13 protein-coding genes are annotated in these 17237 nt (G+C 69.4%); 8 read left to right on the forward strand and 5 right to left on the reverse strand.

What is annotated here, in order from left to right:
- Positions 1–130: 130 nt before the first annotated feature.
- The 5 genes from GBZ48_RS26890 to GBZ48_RS36475 all read right to left on the reverse strand — a co-directional run bounded on the left by GBZ48_RS26890 (position 131) and on the right by GBZ48_RS36475 (position 7413).
- A complete protein-coding gene (locus GBZ48_RS26890) occupies positions 131–6088 on the reverse strand; it encodes a hypothetical protein (protein ID WP_174473835.1) in 5958 nt (1985 codons plus the stop codon).
- Positions 6089–6236: 148 nt separating this feature from the next.
- Positions 6237–6617, reverse strand: coding sequence for an ABC transporter permease (locus tag GBZ48_RS26895; RefSeq protein ID WP_343049686.1), 381 nt, complete (start codon positions 6615–6617; stop codon positions 6237–6239).
- Positions 6560–6958 (reverse strand): ATP-binding cassette domain-containing protein, encoded by a 399-nt coding sequence (locus GBZ48_RS36465; RefSeq protein WP_246307482.1) that lies wholly within the window; start codon positions 6956–6958, stop codon positions 6560–6562. Before GBZ48_RS36465 ends, GBZ48_RS26895 begins: the two co-directional genes overlap by 58 nt.
- A gap of 24 nt (positions 6959–6982) precedes the next feature.
- A complete protein-coding gene (locus GBZ48_RS36470) occupies positions 6983–7162 on the reverse strand; it encodes a hypothetical protein (protein ID WP_246307483.1) in 180 nt (59 codons plus the stop codon).
- Positions 7159–7413: a hypothetical protein gene (locus GBZ48_RS36475; protein WP_246307484.1), complete on the reverse strand. Its 255-nt coding sequence runs from the start codon at positions 7411–7413 to the stop codon at positions 7159–7161. The genes GBZ48_RS36470 and GBZ48_RS36475 overlap by 4 nt, the downstream gene beginning before the upstream one ends.
- Before the next feature lie 6 nt (positions 7414–7419).
- Between GBZ48_RS36475 and GBZ48_RS26905 the strand changes: the two genes are divergently transcribed.
- The 8 genes from GBZ48_RS26905 (at position 7420) to GBZ48_RS26940 (ending at position 17237) form a co-directional block, all read left to right on the forward strand.
- The gene (locus tag GBZ48_RS26905) at positions 7420–8115 is read left to right on the forward strand and encodes a LysR substrate-binding domain-containing protein (protein WP_246307485.1); all 696 of its coding nucleotides are present in this window, start codon (positions 7420–7422) and stop codon (positions 8113–8115) included.
- Positions 8116–8257: 142 nt separating this feature from the next.
- Positions 8258–9133 (forward strand): AraC family transcriptional regulator, encoded by an 876-nt coding sequence (locus GBZ48_RS26910; RefSeq protein WP_174473836.1) that lies wholly within the window; start codon positions 8258–8260, stop codon positions 9131–9133.
- Positions 9134–9240: 107 nt separating this feature from the next.
- Positions 9241–12285 (forward strand): xanthine dehydrogenase family protein molybdopterin-binding subunit, encoded by a 3045-nt coding sequence (locus GBZ48_RS26915; protein ID WP_174473837.1) that lies wholly within the window; start codon positions 9241–9243, stop codon positions 12283–12285.
- Positions 12282–13118 (forward strand): FAD binding domain-containing protein, encoded by an 837-nt coding sequence (locus GBZ48_RS26920; protein ID WP_174473838.1) that lies wholly within the window; start codon positions 12282–12284, stop codon positions 13116–13118. Before GBZ48_RS26915 ends, GBZ48_RS26920 begins: the two co-directional genes overlap by 4 nt.
- The gene (locus GBZ48_RS26925) at positions 13106–13636 is read left to right on the forward strand and encodes a (2Fe-2S)-binding protein (RefSeq protein ID WP_174473839.1); all 531 of its coding nucleotides are present in this window, start codon (positions 13106–13108) and stop codon (positions 13634–13636) included. Before GBZ48_RS26920 ends, GBZ48_RS26925 begins: the two co-directional genes overlap by 13 nt.
- On the forward strand, positions 13629–15170 hold the full coding sequence (locus GBZ48_RS26930; protein ID WP_174473840.1) for an AMP-binding protein: 1542 nt from the start codon (positions 13629–13631) through the stop codon (positions 15168–15170). Before GBZ48_RS26925 ends, GBZ48_RS26930 begins: the two co-directional genes overlap by 8 nt.
- Before the next feature lie 28 nt (positions 15171–15198).
- Positions 15199–16008: an enoyl-CoA hydratase-related protein gene (locus tag GBZ48_RS26935; RefSeq protein WP_174473841.1), complete on the forward strand. Its 810-nt coding sequence runs from the start codon at positions 15199–15201 to the stop codon at positions 16006–16008.
- A gap of 44 nt (positions 16009–16052) precedes the next feature.
- Positions 16053–17237 (forward strand): ABC transporter substrate-binding protein, encoded by a 1185-nt coding sequence (locus tag GBZ48_RS26940; protein ID WP_174473842.1) that lies wholly within the window; start codon positions 16053–16055, stop codon positions 17235–17237.

Below are 17237 nucleotides of genomic sequence, written 5' to 3' on the forward strand. Positions count from 1 at the left end.
TCCTGGGGATCGCCATCGACCAAAGCTTAGGGGCTTGCGACACCGGCGAACATAGCCGACAACCCTTATGGGGTTTTAAGACAAAACAGTGTTCAAATTCCTAATAAATCCTCTAAATCTGTCAGTCGCATTAGGGTGTTGTGATATGATGCACGCTTTGTGTATCGGCGTTTTGTAGATGATGCTGATCGAAGACGTGAGATGCCGCAGTCGAATCCGACAAATGAGAGAAAGCGTCCTGCGGTACAACTGTGCTTTCCGCAGGCAAGCCTAAGCCTGACGTCAGCAGAGCCGTAAAGTTGGTGCCAGATGCTATCGCCTGCGGCTGGACCTGAACCTGTGCGGCGGAGGCGGCCTTCACGTCGAAGGCCACACCGGCCACCGCATGGTTGCTGCCGTCGGCCATCGTCATGCTGGTGGTGCCGAGGATGCGGCTGCCGGCCAGGGTGGCGTCGCTCGGGCTCGCGGTGGTGGCGATGGAGCGGACGCCGGCTTCCGCCAGTCCGCGCAACTCGGTCGCCTGGCTCACGCCGTCGCCGTTCGCATCCTGCCAGACCTTCAGGGTGGCAAAGGCCTCGTCAGTCGCGTCCAGGCGGCCATCATGGTTGCGGTCGAGGGAGGCGAGCGCCTCCAGGCTGCTGTTGAAGCCGCTGCCGAACTGTTCGGAGACCAGTTCGTGCGCGTCGTCGATCCGTCCGTTCCCGTTGCTGTCCTGCACCAGCAGGGCGTTGCCGGCCCCGATCCAGCCGGTGCTGTCGGCGACGCCGTCGCCGGTCACGTCGAAATGGACGCCGTCGGACAGCGGCCGCAGGGCCAGCCCGTGACCGGTCATGTCCAGCACGATGGGATCGCTGGCGACCGTCGTCAGCTTGATGTTGTCGACGCGCAGGATCGGGTTGACGCTGTTGTCGCCGGTGTCCGAGGCACCGAAACCGAGCGACAGGGTGCTATTGGCCGCGACGACGACGCTGAAGCTGCCGCTGGCGCTCGCCTCCTTGGCCAGCAGCGTCACCACCCCATTGACGCTGACGAAGGCGAAGTCGTGGTAGGAGGCGTTGTCGGTGAAGGTGAAGGACCAGTCGAAGGTCAGCGTCGTGTCCTGCGTCACCGTCACGGTCGTGCCGAGCTTCATCGCATGGCCGGCGGACGGCACCGTCCCGGTCGCGCTGGCGATGGACCCATGGCTGAGGCCGAGGAAATCCTCCAGCTGGGTCGGCGTCTGGCCGCTCGCCGAGGTGAGCGTCGCCTCGTGGCCGTCGCCGGTCGTGCCGACGGTGACGCCGCCGGTGTAGGTCCAGCCGGTCAAGCCGTTGTCGAAGGAGCCGTTCGGAATCAGCACGCCGGGGTGAAGCGTCACGCTGTCGGTCGCGGTGGAGAAGGCGCTGCCCGCGCTGGTGTCCATCGTCACCTTGCTGCCGGCGGTTCCGCTGGTCTGGTCCCAGGCATGGATGGTCAGGGCACCGCTGATGGTGCCGGGAACCGAGGCGTTGGGCTGGAAATAGAGCCGGTCGGTCGAGCGCAGCAGCAGGGCGGAATCGCTGTCGTTGACGGTGCCGACGAGGCTCCAGGTCGAACCGCCGTCGGTCGAGAACCACCAATGCCCGTAGGCTTCGTTGGTTCCGACCAGCGCGATGCCGGTGACCGCACCGGTGTCGCCGTCGGTGACATTCGCCGGGCCGCTGCCGTTCAGGCCGACCAGCGTCGATACGGCGATGCCCGCGGTTCCCGTCGTGGGGGCCGCGAGGGCCTCGGCCGCGACGGAGAGGGAGAGATCGGTGTCGGCCAGGACCGGGGAGGCGTTCGGCGGCGCCACCGTCACGGCAACGGACGCGCTGGCGGTCAGCGGCCCGCCGGCGCCGCCACCGCCCTGGTCGTCGACCAGGACATGGATGCTGTCGGCGCCGGTATAGGAAGTCGCGGTGTAGAGAAGCCCGTTGGTGGCGCCCAGCAGGCCGTTGATTGTGGCGAGCGTCGCCCGGATGGTGACGGTGTCCGTGCCGTTGCCGGTGATGACGGCGTCCGTTCCGCCATCGGCGAGCGTCAGCGTCCCGTGTCCGGCTGACAAGGTCACCAGCAGCGGGGTCGAGCCGGCGTCGATGTCCGACACCGAAAGGCCGGTGACCGCGACCGCCACGCCCTTCACCGTCGACAGCGCCGTGGTGCCGGCGGTGACCTGCGGGGCGTCGTTGACCGGCGTGACGCTGCCGGTCAGGGCGATGGTCTCGGCACTGTAGACCGTGCTGCCGCCGACGCCGTGTGTCAGGTCGACATGGCCGCCGGTGGCGGTGGTGCCGGCGCCCTGTTCGATCAGCCGGACGGTCAGGGCCGGGGTGGTGCCGTTCCAGTCGGCCGATGGCACGAAGCGCAGCCGGTCGGCGGCGGCGACCACCAGGGCCGACCCTTCCGACACCGTGCCCACGGCCGCCCAGGCGGTGCCGGTCCAATATTGCCAGACGCCTTCGGTCGCGGTCGCCGCATTGCCGACGATGGCGATTCCGGCAAAGCCGTTGGCCGACGATCCTCCGGTCACGGCGTCGGCCGCGTCGGAGAACAGGCTGCCGAACAGGCTGGTGACGGTGGCCCCGGCCGGATCGGCGGTATCCTCGGCGATGGCCGGCAGGGTTGTCGCGGTGCCGCTGGCGACCGGCGCGTCGTTTACGGCATCGACGCCGCCGGTCAGCGTGACGGTGCCGGCGCTGAATCGGCTGGTTCCGCCGCCCGCGGTCACGGTGACGCGCTCGCCGCTGGTGATCGCGCCCAGCGAATCGTCCGCCAGTCGGACGGTCAACGCCGGCGTGGTGCCGTTCCAGTCGGCGGCCGGCAGGAAACGCAGAGCGGTGCCGGCGGCAAGCAGCAGGCCGTTGCCGGCGCTTGCCGCGCCGATGTCGGCCCAGCTGCTTCCGGTCCAGTACTGCCACAGTCCCTGCGTCGCCGTGGCGGCGTTGCCGACCACCAGCACCCCGGCGAAGGCGTTCGCCGTCGATCCGCCGGCCACGGCATCGATTGGGTCGGAGAACAGGCCGCCGAACAGGGTGGAGACGGTCGCCCCGGTGGGGTTGGCGGCATCCTCCGCGATGTGCGCCAGCGTCGCCGTCGTTCCGGTGGCGACCGGCGCGTCGTTGACGGCGGTCACGCGGGTGTCGAGCTGGATGGCCGACACGCTGTAGGGGGTGGTGCCGCCGACGCCGAGGCTCTTCAGGTCGACGCGGTCGCCGCTGACGATGGCACCTGCCGAATCGTCGACCAGACGCACCATCAGGCTGGGAGGCTGCCCGTTCCAGTTCGCGACGGGAAGGAAGCGCAGCATCGTCTCGGCGGACAGCAGCAACGCGTTGCCGTCCGACGCCGCGCCGACCGCGACCCAGCTGCTTCCGTTCCAGTACTGCCATTCGCCCTGGGCGGAGTTGCCGGGATTGGCGACCACGGCGATGCCGGCGAAACCGTCGCCGGTGGCGCCGAACACCGCATCGCTCGGGTCTGAGAACAGTTTGCCGAACAGGGTCGTGACGGAGGCGCCGGCTGGATTGCCGCTGTCCTCCGCCACGGCGTCCAGGACGGCCTGCACGCCGGTCGCCACCGGGGCGCCGTTGACGGAGGTGACGTCGATGGACAGCTTCCCCACATCGGCGGACAGGGGCGTGGTGCCGCCGGTTCCGTCGAGCGTGAACAGCCGGTGCTCGGCACCGCTGAACCCGCCGGTCCACTCGTTCCCGACTGCCCGCAGCTCAAGGGCGGGCGCCTGGCCGGAGGCACCGACCGCGGGCAGGAAGCGCAGCAGGGCATTGCCCGGCAGCACCAGCGCTGCCGTTTCGGCAACCGATCCGACCGCGCTCCAGCTGCTGCCGTCGACGCTGTACTGCCAGATGCCGAGCTGCGACCCCTGGTTCGCCACAACCGCAACGCCGACCACGCTGCTGCCGGTCTCGCCGGGCCGGAACATCGCTTCGATCAGGTGGAAGACGGTGAAGCCGGCGGGAGCGGCCGTTCCCTCGGCAATCGCCAGCGCTTTCGCCAGAGCCGCCGCGTCGAAGGAGGCCGACAGGGTCGGCGCCGCGGCGTGGTGCTCGGCCGGGACGGTGGGGGTGGCGGGCAATATCGGCGTAACGGTCGGCGTGGTGGTGCCCGAGCTGTCGGACGACGCGTTTTCGACGGCACGGACCACCGACTGCACCGCCCGCTGCTGGCTCTGCGCCGCGACGGCGAACGCATCGCTGGTGCTCAGCGCCTTCGTCACCGACGGGGCGGAAACGGCCGGCCGCGCATCCGTGGACGCGGCGAAGTGTGTGGCGCCGTCGCTCGTGGCGGTGCCCTTGTCCGTCGCGCCGGGCAGATCGAAGCTGATGGCCTTGGGGGCGGCCTCGCTCATCGCCGCCTGCTTTGCCGCCGGCGGGGAGGAGGCGTCCGGTGCCGCCGGCTTTCCATCGGCGGACGCATCGGGCGCGGCCTTGTCGCCGTTGCTCTCCTTGGCATCGCCCTTCGCATCGCCCTTGTCAGCCGCCTTATCGTCTGCCTTGGCGTCCTTCCCGTCCTTTTCCTTTCCGCCGTCGTCCTTCGCCTGGGCATCCGCCACCTGTTCGGCGGCCTTGCCGTCGGCGCTGTCGCTGTTCTGGGCCCCGTCCTTGGCGGCTTGCTTGGTCTCGCCGGCCTCCTTGGGGGCTGCCGCCTTGTCCGGGTTGGCGAGGTCGGCAATCGCCTTGTCCTGCGCCGACACCGGGACTTCGCTGGCCTGGGTGTTCTGCTGGACCGTGTCGGCGGCCTGACGGGCTGCCGCCAGCGCCTGCCCGGCGGTCCGTCCCTCCGCCAGGGCCTGCCCGAGGGCCGCGCTGAAGGCGGCTCCGGAGCCGCCGAGGGCCTGGACGGCCTGCTGGACATTCTGTCCGCTGGCGAGAGCCGTGACGAGCGGATCGGCCTTCACCCCCTTCGCCGTCTCGGCCGACAGGGACGATGCCGCGGCGACGTCCTGGCGCGCCGCGCCCAGGGCGCCGGACGGCTCATGGCCCGTGGACAGGGCGCTGCCCAGGGCCTGCCCGAATCCGCCGGCTGCGGTCGGGTCGATGCCGGCGGCCGAGGCGAAGGACTTGACGGTTTCGCCGACATTGCGGCCGGAGGCGAGCGACGCCACCAGCGCGTCGGCCGGCTTGGGCGGCACGACGGCGGCGTTCTGGCTGGCGGTCATCTCCGTCTGCGCCCTGACCGACGCGGCGAGGGCGGCATCCGGCGATCCCCCTTGCGTCAGGGCATCGTTGAGGACGCTGGCGAAGGCGGCACCGTTCGCGGCGGTGTGGGTTTCGGCGCTGCCGGAGGACAGGGCGGCGAGCATGCGGGCGCCGTCGGACTGTCCGACCGTGGTGGAATGGGCCAGAACCTCGCTGTCGGCGCTTGCTTCCTTCGCCGCGGTCACGGCGGTGGTGGAATCGGCGCCGCTGGACAGGGCGCGTTCCAGCGTGTCGGCGAAATGGCCGTTCTGACCGGCCCCCACCGCCTTCACGGCCTCCTGAACGCCGGAGCCGGAGGCCAGGGCGGCGCTCAACTGCTCGGCCGGGGAAAGCGGTGCCGCCATCGGTGCGACCGTGGGGGACGGCGGCGAATTCAGGGCCTGCGACAGGGCGGCAATCGGATCGGCCGCACCCGCCGGCCGGGCGAGCGGGTCCATCACCCCGTTGAACAGGGCGGCGGACAGGTCGGATGCCACGCCCTTTTCGGTCAGCGCTTCCGTTCCGTGTCCCTGTCCTTGCGCCAATGCGCTGGCCACGCGCTGCTCGCCGGTCAGCGAGGCCGCTTCCTGCGTTGCCTGGGCCATCCGCGCGGCGGCACCGGCGGCGATCCGGTTCGCCTGGGCAATGGCCGCATCCGGCGTCGCCTGCGCGCCGAGCCCGGCGGCGAAGTCGTGCATCCAGCCATCGACGAGCGTGCCTGCGGACGCCTCCGGCAGGCCCTGTCCGGCCAGGGCCTCCGCCATTTTTCCCTGAACGGCCTTCAATGCGCCGGGATCGCCGCTGAGCATCACCGCCGCGGCTTCCGAAGCGAGCGCGTCGGGAATGGTCAGGAGCGGGGCGGACGGGGCGTCGGCCTTCAGGGTGTCAGGCATCAGGGACCTTTCGCCGGCGCTGCATTTGCTTGTGGCAACTGCAATAACACAGCGATTCGCTAAAGAAATTCTAAACGCCCCGGTAACAGTTTGGATACTGAAGTGGTTTTGTCGCGGATTGGGCCGGCGCCGTGCCTGGCAACGTGGCTCAGGCGGTCATCATCATGCGATAGCGGATCTGGTCGAAGATCACCGCCAGGATCAGCAGCCCGCCGAGAAGCACCATCTGCAGATAGGAACCGATCTGGGCGAGGTTCATGCCATTCTGCACCAGCACGATGAAGAAGGCGCCCAGCACCACGGTCTCGACCCGGCCGATACCGCCGCGCAGCGACACGCCGGCGATCACGCAGGCGGCAATGGACTCCAGGGCCAGCGTTCCGCCGAGATTGGCCTCGCCCGATTCAACCCGGGCGGTCAGCAGCAGGCCGGTCAGCGCCGCGATCAGGGCGCACAGGACATAGGACACGATCAGCGTCCGGCCCGTGTGAATGGCCGACAGCTTCGCCGCCTTGATGTTGCCGCCCACGGCATAAAGATGGCCGCCTCGCCGATGGCGTTGCCCTCCGGTTCGGCGGCGACGCGGTCATGGGCGAAGACCAGCAGGTGGTGGGCGAGGTTCATCGTTTCCGGCAGGTCGGAGGAGATCACCACCACCGCCTTGCCGGTCTCCGCCAGTTCGCGGATCAGCCGGTAGATGGCGGCGCGGGCGCTCATGTCGACGCTGACTGTTGGCTCGTCAAAGATGTAGAGGTCGTAGTCGTGGCCTAGCGCACGGCCGAACAGCACCTTCTGCTGGTTGCCGCCGGACAGCTGGCCTGCCGCCCGGCCGCGGTAGGCGCCCGGAAGCTCGACCCGTTCAGCAGTCACCTCGCACCGCCTGCGGATGCGAGGCTAGGGCAGCAGGCCGAAGCGGCTCGGCGTGCCGGCCAGTTCCCCTTGCGCCAGATTGTCCCGCGTGCTGAAAGCCAGTTGCAGCCCCTCGGTCTTCCCGTCGGGCGGCACATAGCAGAGGCCCGCCCGCATAAGGTCGCGAGCCGCCGCGCCGGTGACATCCCATCCCCGCACCGTCACCCGACCGCCTGGACCGGCAGCAGGCCCATCAGCGCCCGGAAGCTGCGCGATTTGCCGGACCCGACGAGGCCGGCGACGCCCAGCACTTCGCCGGCGCGGACGTCCAGATCGACGCCATGGACTCTCCAGGCCCGCAGCCCCTCGGTCCACAGCAGGACCTCGCCGGGATTGCGGGCGATAGACGGGTAGATCTCGGCAATGGCCCGTCCGGCCATCATCTCCGGCAGGGCCGCTTCCTCGCCGCCAGCCACCGCATCATGGCGAGCGTGGAGGAGGCGCTGCACCCCGCCGACACGGCGGAGGAGGTGGCCGGCAGCCTGACCATCGGCGCCAGCTATACGGTGCTGGGATATTTCCTGCCGCAGCATCTGGAGCGGCTGGAACGGCGCTACCCCAACCTGCGCATCCATATCCACGAACTGACGCGCGAGATGATCGAGGACAATCTGATCACCGGCCGGCTCGACATGGCGGTGGTCCTGACCTCCAACATCAGCAATCCGGAACTGACGACCGAAACGCTGATCGGAAGCCAGCGGCGCCTGTGGGTGCCGGCTGGGCACCGGCTGCTCGACCTCGATTCCGTGGGGTTGCAGGACGTCGCCGAGTACCCCTACATCATGCTGACCGTGGACGAGGCCGCCCATTGGACGACGCGTTACTGGAGCGCCTCGCCCTTCCGCCCCAATGTCCGGCTGCGGACCTCGTCGATCGAGGCGGTGCGCTCCACCGTGGCCAACGGCCAGGGGGTGACGATCCTGTCCGACATGGTCTACCGGCCATGGTCGCTGGAGGGGCGGCGCATCGAAACGATCATCATGCGCGAGCGGGTTCCGGCGATGGATGTCGGCCTCGCTTGGCGACAGGGGGTCGAGCTGACGCCGGCCATGCGTCTGTTCCGCACGCATTTCAGCGAAGTCTATCAAACTCCGCAAAGCCGCATGCCGCGGTGACCGGCCGCGCCGGCGATGGAAGCAGGGTTCAGCCCGCATGGAACTGGTAAAGGGGACCGCCGACGATTAGCTTGTAAAGCAAACCATTGAAGAGCATTCCGGCGGCCGTTCGCCGCCGATGGGCAGGAAGGGACCGGAAGCCATGTCGAAAGCGATGCGCATCCATCAGGGAAGCTTCGGCCGCGTCGCCCTGCTGGACATGGACAATGCGCTGATCCATCACGCGCATCCCCATTGCCATGTGCTGATCAAGGCATCCGGCGCCGACACGCGCTTTGCCGTCGGGGAGCAGCTCTATCCGCTGCGCGACGACACCGCGGTGCTGGTCAACAGTTGGGAGGCCCATTCCTATGCCCACCAGCCGGGCGCACCGCGCACCGTGATCCTGGCGCTGTACATCGAGCCGCGCTGGCTCGGCGCGATGCAGCGGGAACTCAACGCCAGCGGCAACCCCGGCTTCTTCGCGCAGTCCTGCGGCGAGCTGACGCCATACATCCGCCGGCTGGCCGACCGCATGGCGGCGGAACTGCTCTATGACGACCCGTCGGGCGAGCGGATGGAGGAGGCGCTGTTCGACCTGATGATCGCCATCATCGACCGCTTCTCCGAATGGCGGACGCTCGGCGGCACACGCTACGCCGCGCCGGCGGCCGGCGATTTCCGCATCCGTCAGGCCATCCTGTTCATGCGGGGAACCCTGGGCGAGGAGTTCGACGCCGCCCGTGTCGCCGCCGCCGCCGGCCTGTCGCGCGCCCACATGTTCCGGCTGTTCCAGCAGACGATGGCGATCACCCCGGCGCTTTACTTCAACGTGCTGCGGATGGAGGCGGCCATCGACGCCATGGCCGCCGGGCTGGAGAGCGCCACCGAGGTGTCCGGCCGGCTCGGCTTTTCCGCCCCCAGCCATTTCAGCCGCTTCTTCCGCAACCACCAGGGCGTGACGCCCACCGAATACCGCCGGGTCGTCAATCTTGTGGACCGGCCCGGCGGAGGGCGGCTGGAAGCCGGGCATGCATGACAATGAGACGCGCTTAAAAATGAGACGCTAGGGTAAATCGCGACACTCCACGGTAAAAGCTTCGCTTGGCAAACGGTCTAGTCTCCTCCGGTAACGGGAGGATGACGATGACGGCCACGCAGACCGCCACCCAGACCATTGACATCGAAGGCGTTTCGCCGCCGCCGCTGGCCGCATCGCCGTTTGTCGGCCGCGCGATGCCGCGGGTGGAGGACGCCGCGCTGCTGACCGGCGTCGCCCGCTATGCCGACGATTTGCCGGTGAAGCCCGGCACCCTGCACGCCGCGATCCTGCGCTCGCCACACGCCCACGCCGACCTGCTGGACATCAACTTTGCCGCCGCGCTGGCGGTTCCCGGCGTCGCCGCCGTGGTGACCGGGGCCGACGCCAAGCGCCTTGCCGGCGCCTTCCTGGTTGGCATCCGCGCACCGATGGAGCATTGGTGCCTTGCCATCGACCGCGTGCGCCATGTCGGCGAACCGGTGGCGGTGGTGCTGGCCGACAGCCGCTATGTCGCGGAGGATGCGCTCGACCGGATCGAGGTGCGCTACCGCCCGCTCCCGCCGGTCACCTCGATTTCCCAGGCGCTGGAAGAAGGATCGGAGCCGTTGCATCCGGCGGTGGGCTCCAACCTCGTCAACAGCCGCAGCTTCCGTTATGGCGCCCCCGAGGCCGCCTTCGCCCGTGCCGCCCGCAGCGTGTCGGTCGAGGTCGAGTATCCGCGCAACTCCTGCACGCCGATGGAGTGTTTCGTCGTCCTGGCCGACTATGACGCGGCCGAGGATGCGTACGAGGTGCTGTCGAACTTCTCCGGCCCCTTCGCCGTCCATCCGGTGATGGCCCGCGCGCTGAACGTGCCGGGATCGCGGCTGCGGCTGAAGACGCCGCCCCATTCCGGCGGCAGCTTCGGCAACAAGCAGGCGGTGTTCCCTTATGTCGTGCTGATGGGGCTGTGCGCCCGCGTCGCCGGCCGGCCGGTGAAGTGGGTGGAGGATCGGCTGGAGCATCTGATGGCCGCCACCTCGGCCACCGCGCGCCGCATGCGCATCGACGCGGCGGTGGAGCCGGATGGCCGGGTGCTGGCGCTGCGGATGGAGCAGACCGAGGATTGCGGCGCCTATCTGCGGGCGCCAGAGCCGGCCTCGCTCTACCGCAACCACGGCAACCTGACCGGCGCCTACGACATCCCGAACCTGACGGTGACCAACCGCATCGTCGTCACCAACAAGACGCCGACCGGCCTCAACCGCGGTTTCGGCGGCGGGCAGCTCTATTACGGGTTGGAGCGGCTGATGAACCGGGTGGCGGCGGAGCTTGGGCTGGATCCGCTCGACGTCATCCGCCGCAATCTGGTGGCGGCCGAGGCGATGCCCTACCGCACCGCGTCGGGCGGGACGCTCGACAGCGGCGATTACCGCGCGACGTTGGAGCAGGCGGTGCGCGAGGGGGCGCTCGACGCGCTGAAGGCGCGGCGCGACGCGCTGCGGGCGGAGGGGCGGCTCTACGGCATCGGCTACGCCGCGGTGGTCGAGCCGTCGATTTCCAACATGGGCTACATCACCACCGTCCTGACCGCCGAGGAACGGCGCAAGGCCGGGCCGAAGAACGGCGCGCAGGCGACCGCCAGCGTCGCCGTCGATCCCACCGGCGGCGTGTCGGTGACGGTGGCCTCGGCTCCCCAGGGGCAGGGGCATCGGACCGTGCTGGCCCAGGTGGTGGCCGACGTGTTCGGCCTGCGCTTCGAGGACATCCGCGTCAACACCGACCTCGACACCGGCAAGGACGCCTGGTCGATCGCGTCGGGCAACTATTCCAGCCGCTTCGCCGGGGCGGTGGCGGGGGCGGCCCAGGTGGCGGCGACCCGGCTGCGCGGCCGCATAGCGGCGCTGGTCGCCGGCCAGTTGAATTGCCGGGCGGAGGATGTGCGCTTCGCCGGTGGCAAGGTCTTCTCCGACGCCAACCCGGACAACGGCCTGTCCTTCTCCCGCGTCGCCGCCGCCGGCCACTGGTCGCCCGGCACGCTGCCGGACGGGCAGGAGGCGGCGCTGCGCGAGACCGCCTTCTGGACGCCGGAGCCGCTGAAGGCGCCGACCGACGCCGACCACATCAACAGTTCGGCCTGCTACGGCTTCATCTTCGACTTCTGCGGGGTCGAGATCGACCGGACGACGGGGGCGCTGCGGATCGACCGCTACGTCACCATGCACGACGCCGGCCGGCTGCTGAACCCGCTGCTGGTGGAAGGCCAGATCCTGGGCGGATTCGCCCATGCCGTCGGCACTGCGCTGTACGAGGAATACGCCTATGGCGACGACGGCCGGTTCCTGTCCGGTACCTTCGCCGATTATCTGGTGCCGACCGCCTGCGAAGTACCGGTTCCCATCATCCTCCATCGCGAAAGCCCGTCGCCGGTGACGCCGCTCGGCGCCAAGGGGGTGGGGGAGGGGAACTGCATGAGCACGCCGGTCTGCCTCGCCAATGCGGTGGCGGACGCCCTTTCCGCCGATGGCGTGGATGAGGTGCCATCCCTGCCGATCACCCCGGCCAAGCTGGCGGCGCTGATCCATCCGCCGGAGCCGCCGCGCCCGGCCTCCGCCGCAGGTTCCGAGGAGACGCCGCCGCCGGCCGCCGTCAAAGGTGGGCGCGGGCTGACCGGGGAAGGCAGCCGCGAGGTGCCGGCGACGCCGGAACAGGTCTGGGCCATCCTGCTCGACCCGAAAGAGCTTGCGGCGCTGCTGCCCGGCTGCGAGGCGCTGGACCTTGCCGGACCCAACGCCTATCGGGCGGAGGTGGTGGTCGGAATCGGACCGGTGAAGGGACGCTACACCGCGCAGGTGGCGCTGTCCGACCTCGATCCGCCCAAGGCGCTGACACTGACCGGCAGCGGCACCAGCGCGCTCGGCTCGGGCAGCGGTACCGGGCATGTGACGCTGGAGCGCACCGCCACCGGCACGCGCGTCACCTACCGCTACAGCGCGTCGGTCGGCGGCAAGGTCGCCGCGGTCGGCGGCCGGATGCTCGACAGCGCGTCGCGCCTGCTGATCGGCCAGTTCTTCGAAAAGCTGGTCGCCCGCGCCGGTGGCGCCGAGGGGCTCGCCGACTCTTCCTCGCTTCTGACGCGCCTGCTGCGCCTTCTGGGGTTTAACCGATGAAGCCCGCACCCTTCGACTATCTGCGGCCGGCGACGGTCGCCGAGGCATTGGCGGCGCTGGCGGACGGGGGCGACGACGCCCGCGTGATCGCCGGCGGCCAGTCGCTGATGCCGATGCTGAACATGCGGCTGGTCCAGCCGCGCCTGCTGATCGACCTCGGCCGGCTGGAGGAGCTGCGAACCCTGCGCGCCGCGGATGGCTGGCTGACCGTCGGCGCCGCCGTCACCCAGGCCGAGGTGCTGGCTCGCCCGACGCTGGTGGAGGAGGTGCCGCTGTTGGCCGCCGCCCTGCCGTGGGTCGGCCATTTCCAGACCCGCAACCGCGGTACACTCTGCGGCTCGGTCGCCCATGCCGATCCCAGCGCCGAGACGCCGCTCTGTCTGGTCGCCACCGGCGGTGAGGTGGTGCTGCGCAACGCGAAGCGCCGCCGTACCGTTGCCGCTGCCGATTTCTTCCTGGGGCCGCTGACCACGGTGAAGGCGGCGGACGAGATCGTCGAATGCGTCCGCTTTCCGCTGGCCCGTCGCGGCAGCGGCCATGCCTTCCGCGAGCAGTCGATGCGGCACGGCGATTTCGCCATCGCCGCCTGCGCCGCAACGGTGAACGGCGACCACGCCAGCCTCGCTGTAGGCGGAGTGGCGGAACGGCCGACCATGCGCTCCTGGCCGCTGGTCGATGGCCGGCTGCCGCCGGATCTCGACGGGGCGCTGAACGCCTTCGCCTGGGACCTCGGCGGCGACGACGACCAGCACGCCACCGCCCGCTACCGCCGCGACCTCGTCCGCCGGATCGGCCGCACCGTCCTTGAAGAGGCCCTGTCATGCCGCCGCTGAAATCCACATCCGTGCTGACGGCGGAGGCGCGCCATGCCGTCTCCATCGTCCTGAACGGCACGCCGCGCACCGGCCATGCCCATCCGCGCCTGCTGCTGAGCGATTTCCTGCGCCACGAGCTGGGCGCCCACGGCACCCGCGTCGGCTGCGAGCACGGCGTCTGCGGCGCCTGCACCGTCCGCATCGACGGCGTGGCGGTCCGCGCCTGCCTGACGCTGGCGGTGCAGGCCGACGGCCGGCGCATCGACACCGTCGAAGGACTGTCCCAGGGCAACGAGGGACGCATGACGGCACTCCAGGAGGCATTCCGCCGGCATCACGCCCTGCAATGCGGCTTCTGCACGGCCGGCATTCTGATGTCGCTGACCGATTACCTCGACCGCAACCCCAAGCCAACCGAAGAGGAGCTACGCGACATGCTGAGCGGCCATCTTTGCCGCTGCACCGGCTATGCCGGCATCGTCCGCGCCGTGATGGACGTCACCGGCCGGACGGTGAGGGAGGTCGCCCATGTTTGACCTTGGCCGCAGCATCTTGGCCAGCGCGGAGCGCAGCCCGGACGCGCTCGCCATCGTCGACGGCGGCCTGCGGCTGACCTACGCGCAGTGGCTGGAGCGCATCCGCCGGCTGGTCGGTGCCTTCGACCGGTTGGCCCTGCGCCCCGGCGACCGCATCGCCACGGCGTTGCAGAACAATTGGGAGATGGCGACCATCCATTGGGCCTGCCAGTTCGCCGGCATCGCCGTGGTGCCGTTGAACTGGCGGGTGAAGCCCGACGAGCTGGATTACTGCCTGCCCGACGCCGAAGTGCGTGCCCTGTTCTATCAGGACGTCTCGGCCAACGCCGTCCGGGAGTCCGGCGCGGCGCGGGCGCTGCCCCGCATCGCGGTCGGTGACGTGGACGATGGCGGCGACTGCCGCTTCGCCGACCTGCTGAATGGTGAACCGGCTGCGGCGCAGCCGCACGCCACCGCCGAGCATGTCTCGCTGTTCCTCTACACCTCCGGCACCACCGGCAAGCCCAAGGGCGTTCCGCGCCGCCACCGGACGGAGCGCGCCGCCGCCGTCGCCCATGTCGCCCAGAACTGCTACCGCCGGGGCGAACGGACGCTGGGTGTCATGCCGCTCTACCACACGATGGGGGTGCGCTCGCTGCTGGCGATGGCGCTGGTGGACGGCTGCTTCGTCTGCCTGCCCCGCTTCGACACGGCCCGGGCGCTCGACCTGATCGCGGCGGAGCGGTTGAGCTGCCTCTATCTGGTGCCGACGCTCTATCACGACCTGCTGGCCGACCCGAAATTCGCGGGCACCGACGTGTCGTCGGTTCGCAAGCTGGGCTTTGCCGGGGCGTCGATGACCGACGGCCTGCTGAAGCGGCTGGACGCCGCCTTCCGGCCCGAGCTGTTCGTCAACCACTACGGCTCGTCCGAGATCTACACCTTCACCATCGACCAGAACGCGCCGGCCAAGCCGGGATCGGCCGGCAAGGCGGCGCTGAACCAGCGCATCCGCATCATCCGCCTCGGCAGCTTCGATCCCGGCGAGCGTGCCGCCATCGGGGAAGAGGGCCAGATCGCCGCCGACCTGTCGGGCGACGAGTCCTTCGAAGGCTACTGGAAGCGGCCGGACGCCGACGCCAAGGCGCTGCATGCCGGCTGGTATTTCACCGGCGACATCGGCTTCCTTGACGGCGACGGCGACCTCTTCGTCACCGGCCGGGTCGATGACATGATCATCACCGGCGGCGAGAACGTCTCGCCGGTCGAGATCGAGAGCGTGCTGTCCCTGCATGACGGCGTGCTGGAGGTGGCGGTCGCCGGCCTGCCCGATGAACGCTGGGGCCAGCGGGTGGTCGCCTTCGTCAAGCGCGCCCGCGGCGTCGAGGCCAACGACCTCGACGATCATTGCCGCACCTCCGGCCTCGCTAACTTCAAGCGCCCGCGCGAGTACGTCTTCCTCGATGAAATCCCGAAATCGCCGGTCGGCAAGATCCTGCGCCGCAAGCTGCAGGCCGGCGAGTTCGCTCTCGAACATAGCCCGACCCTTTCCTGAATTCAGCCTTATCCATGGAGTTTCGACCGTGACCCCCTACCGTTTCGACAGCACCGACCGCCTGCTCGCCGACCTCGACGGCTTCCGCGTGGAGATCGACGAATCTCTGGAGCGCGCCGACATCGTGCTGCACCGTCCGCCCTTCAACATCGTCAGCATGCTCCAGCGCGACCAGTTCGCCGCCGTGTTCAAGGTGCTGGACCGCGACCCCATGGTGCGGGTGATCGTGCTGCGCGCCGAGGGCGAGAATTTCTCCTCCGGCGGCAACATCGCCGGATTCATGGAGAAGTCGGCCGAGCATGTGTCGGAACTGGCGGTCAACATCGCCGCCCCGGAACGCTGCCGCAAGCCGGTGATCGCCCAGGTCCGCGGCTATTGCTTCGGCGTCGGCTTCGAGCTGTCGCTGGCCTGCGATTTCCGCATCGCATCGGAGACCGCGCAGTTCGCCCTGCCGGAAATGCGCATCGGCATGATCCCCGGTTCCGGCGGTTCCGCCCGCCTGCTGCACATGATCGGCATCTGCCGGACCAAGGACATGGTGATGCGGGCCAGGCGCGTCTCCGGCCGGCAGGCCGCCGACTGGGGCTTCGTCACCGAGTGCGTTGCCGACACCGAACTGGAAGCGACGGTCGCCGCCCTGGTGGACGAACTGCGGGGCTTCTCGCCTCTCGCCCAGCGCACCATCAAGGGCGTGCTGAACAGCGGCAACAACGTCTCGGTCAACGGCGCCATCGAGATCGAGGGGCAGGCATACGGCCGCCTGCGCGGCTCCGAGGACTTCAAGGAGGGCGTCGCCTCCTTCCACGAGAAGCGCAAGCCGGTCTTCACGGGCGTCTGACCGACGCCTCCAAGCATAGGCAAAACAGGGAGGAATAAAAAATCATGACCAAGACCACGCTTCTCGGCACCGCCGCGCTCGTCCTGCTCGGGCTCGGCGGGGTCGCGTCCGCCGCCGATCCGATCCGCATCGGGGTGGTGACCCCGCTGTCGGGCACCTACGCGCCGATCGGTCAGCAGGTCCGCTGGGGGCTGGAGCTGGCGACGAAGGAGGTCAACGCCGCCGGCGGCATCCTCGGCCGTCAGGTCGAACTGCTGTTCGAGGACGAGGAAGCCAATCCCGCCGTCGCCACCCAGAAGGCGGAGAAGCTGTTCCAGGTCAACAAGGTCGATTTCCTGACCGGCACCGTCAATTCCGGCTCGACCCTGGCGGTCGGGCAGCTCGCCGAGCGCAACGGCCGGCTGATCGCCACCACCGTCTCCTTCTCCGACGCCATCACCACCGACAAATGCTCGCCCAACGTCTTCCGGGTGAACGCGCGGGCGGGGCAGCAGTCGGCGGCGCTGGCCGAATGGCTGGCCAAGGACAAGCCGAAGGCCAAGGTCTATTATCTGGGACCCGACTACGAGATGGGCCGCTCCACCGTCGCGGCCTTCAAGCAGGCGGCGGAGAAGACCGGCGCGCAATCGACCGGCGAGGTGTTCGCGCCGCTCGGCAGCAAGGATTACTCGCAGTATTTCGGCCAGCTCCGTGCCGCCCGTCCCAGCGTGCTCTACACCTCGACCGCCGGCAACGACACGGTCCGCCTGCTGACGCAGATGAGCGAATACGGGCTGTTGCGCAACCTGACCATCGTCGGCGCGTCGGGCACCGTCACCGCCCAGAACATCGGCGCCATCGGCAAGGCGGCCGACGGCTTCGTCACCGGGGTCGGCTATTCGGCGGAACTGGCGACGCCCGAGAACCAAGCCTTCGTCGCCGCCTTCCGCAAGGCCTACGACACCGCGCCCGACCTCTACGGCGCCGACAGCTACGGCCTGATCGGCTTCTTCAAGGCCGCCGTCGAGAAGGCCGGAAGCACCGACACCGATCCGTTGCGCAAGGCGATGGAGGGGCTGAGCTGGTCGACGCCGCAGGGCACCAAGACCATGCGGGCCGGCGACCATCAGGCGATCCAGGACATGTATGCCGTGCGCATCGCGGCGGACGGCAGCGGCAACCGCTTCGACGTGGTCGGCACCGTTCCGGGTGACGCCGCCATCGGGTCGGACCAGTGCACCCGCTTCTGA

The organism is Azospirillum melinis (genome assembly GCF_013340935.1).
Classification (GTDB): domain Bacteria; phylum Pseudomonadota; class Alphaproteobacteria; order Azospirillales; family Azospirillaceae; genus Azospirillum; species Azospirillum melinis.

Bases quoted from the DNA above. Each gene is read 5' to 3' on its own strand.
- GBZ48_RS26930 (WP_174473840.1), top strand. From the start codon at position 13,629: ATGTTTGACCTTGGCCGCAGCATCTTGGCCAGCGCGGAGCGCAGCCCG.
- GBZ48_RS26910 (WP_174473836.1), top strand. From the start codon at position 8,258: ATGTCGAAAGCGATGCGCATCCATCAGGGAAGCTTCGGCCGCGTCGCC.
- GBZ48_RS26915 (WP_174473837.1), top strand. From the start codon at position 9,241: ATGACGGCCACGCAGACCGCCACCCAGACCATTGACATCGAAGGCGTT.
- GBZ48_RS26925 (WP_174473839.1), top strand. From the start codon at position 13,106: ATGCCGCCGCTGAAATCCACATCCGTGCTGACGGCGGAGGCGCGCCAT.
- GBZ48_RS26920 (WP_174473838.1), top strand. From the start codon at position 12,282: ATGAAGCCCGCACCCTTCGACTATCTGCGGCCGGCGACGGTCGCCGAG.
- GBZ48_RS26905 (WP_246307485.1), top strand. From the start codon at position 7,420: ATGGCGAGCGTGGAGGAGGCGCTGCACCCCGCCGACACGGCGGAGGAG.
- GBZ48_RS26940 (WP_174473842.1), top strand. From the start codon at position 16,053: ATGACCAAGACCACGCTTCTCGGCACCGCCGCGCTCGTCCTGCTCGGG.
- GBZ48_RS26890 (WP_174473835.1), bottom strand. From the start codon at position 6,088: ATGCCTGACACCCTGAAGGCCGACGCCCCGTCCGCCCCGCTCCTGACC.